This is a genomic window from Gilliamella sp. Occ4-3 (assembly GCF_001690675.1).
GTDB classification, from domain to species: Bacteria; Pseudomonadota; Gammaproteobacteria; order Enterobacterales; family Orbaceae; genus Gilliamella; species Gilliamella bombi.
Genome location: NZ_LZHR01000013.1, coordinates 1 through 1,511 on the forward strand (window position 1 = coordinate 1; position 1,511 = coordinate 1,511).

Here is a 1,511-nt window from a genome sequence, read left to right on the forward strand (position 1 = left end):
TTTTAAGTTAAGTTCGTTATTAGCAGCGATTTTGTCATAAGGATCGTTAGGATCTATTTCCCCTTCAAGATAATGAATGGTATAGGGGTACATATCTGCATACAGATCGCCCACAGCAAGACAAACCGCTCTATTACCAGTAGGGTTAATACGATCATTTTCTTCCTGTATGCGGTCTTTATAAAGGTAATTATTACAATTTTTTAGTAAAAATATAATTAGTGCGCTACTGATGAGTAATGCAATGATGGTTAGTTTTTTTATCATAATTATTGCCTATTAATAACCCCATGATTTATGCTTATAAAACATAGTGACCACTAGTCCCCGCCGTCAATTTTAAACTACCATCATATTGAATGTTGTAGTAATGAGTCCCTGGAGCGGGTATATCGCCCAATACAGCCTCCTTTAAACCGCCATAGCCTTTATACAGACTATAAATATCCTTATTTTTTATCCAGTTTGGCACGTTTTCCATATGGTAATAAAAATAAATCATGCGCATTCCTTGCAACTGATCATCAACCTCATCAATTTTATCAACTACAATTCGACCAAAGCAGAAATTTGTGCCGCCCCACCATGTTTTATCAAGATATTTACGCCCTTCATCCGTTAAATTATAGCGGTATAGTGGCTTGTCGCCATCGTGACCGACCAGCTCTTCGGTAAATAATCCCTCTTTGGCATAAAGGGATAGTTTTAAGTTAAGTTCGTTATTAGCAGCGATTTTGTCATAAGGATCGTTAGGATCTATTTCCCCTTCAAGATAATGAATGGTATAGGGGTACATATCCTGATAAATTTTACCCACCCGCAGGCAAACCGCTCTATTACCGGTAGGGTTAATACGATCATTTTCTTCCTGTATGCGGTCTTTATAAAGGTAATTATTACAATTTTTTAGTAAAAATATAATTAGTGCGCTACTGATGAGTAATGCAATGATGGTTAGTTTTTTTATCATAATTATTGCCTATTAATAACCCCATGATTTATGCTTATAAAACATAGTGACCACTAGTCCCCGCCGTCAATTTTAAACTACCATCATATTGAATGTTGTAGTAATGAGTCCCTGGAGCGGGTATATCGCCCAATACAGCCTCCTTTAAACCGCCATAGCCTTTATACAGACTATAAATATCCTTATTTTTTATCCAGTTTGGCACGTTTTCCATATGGTAATAAAAATAAATCATGCGCATTCCTTGCAACTGATCATCAACCTCATCAATTTTATCAACTACAATTCGACCAAAGCAGAAATTTGTTCCCCCCCACCATTTTTTATCAAGATATTTACGCCCTTCATCCGTTAAATTATAGCGGTATAGTGGCTTGTCGCCATCGTGACCGACCAGCTCTTCGGTAAATAATCCCTCTTTGGCATAAAGGGATAGTTTTAAGTTAAGTCTTTTATTTTGCTTAATTTTGTCATAAGGATCGTTAGGATCTATTTCCCCTTCAAGATAATGAATGGTATAGGGGTACATATCTGCATACAG

2 protein-coding genes and 1 pseudogene are annotated in these 1,511 nt (G+C 36.5%); all 3 read right to left on the reverse strand.

Going from position 1 to position 1,511, the window contains the following annotated elements; genetic code table 11:
• On the reverse strand, positions 1-267 hold a 267-nt coding region (locus A9G44_RS01075; protein WP_143426274.1), incomplete at its 3' end, for a hypothetical protein.
• 34 nt (positions 268-301) lie between these two features.
• The gene (locus A9G44_RS01080; RefSeq protein WP_065608911.1) at positions 302-970 is read right to left on the reverse strand and encodes a hypothetical protein; all 669 of its coding nucleotides are present in this window, start codon (positions 968-970) and stop codon (positions 302-304) included.
• A gap of 34 nt (positions 971-1,004) precedes the next feature.
• Positions 1,005-1,511 (reverse strand): annotated as a pseudogene (locus A9G44_RS13400) (hypothetical protein); the annotation flags it as partial.

Coding starts and splice junctions, on each gene's coding strand:
- A9G44_RS01080 (WP_065608911.1), bottom strand. CDS start 970: ATGATAAAAAAACTAACCATCATTGCATTACTCATCAGTAGCGCACTA.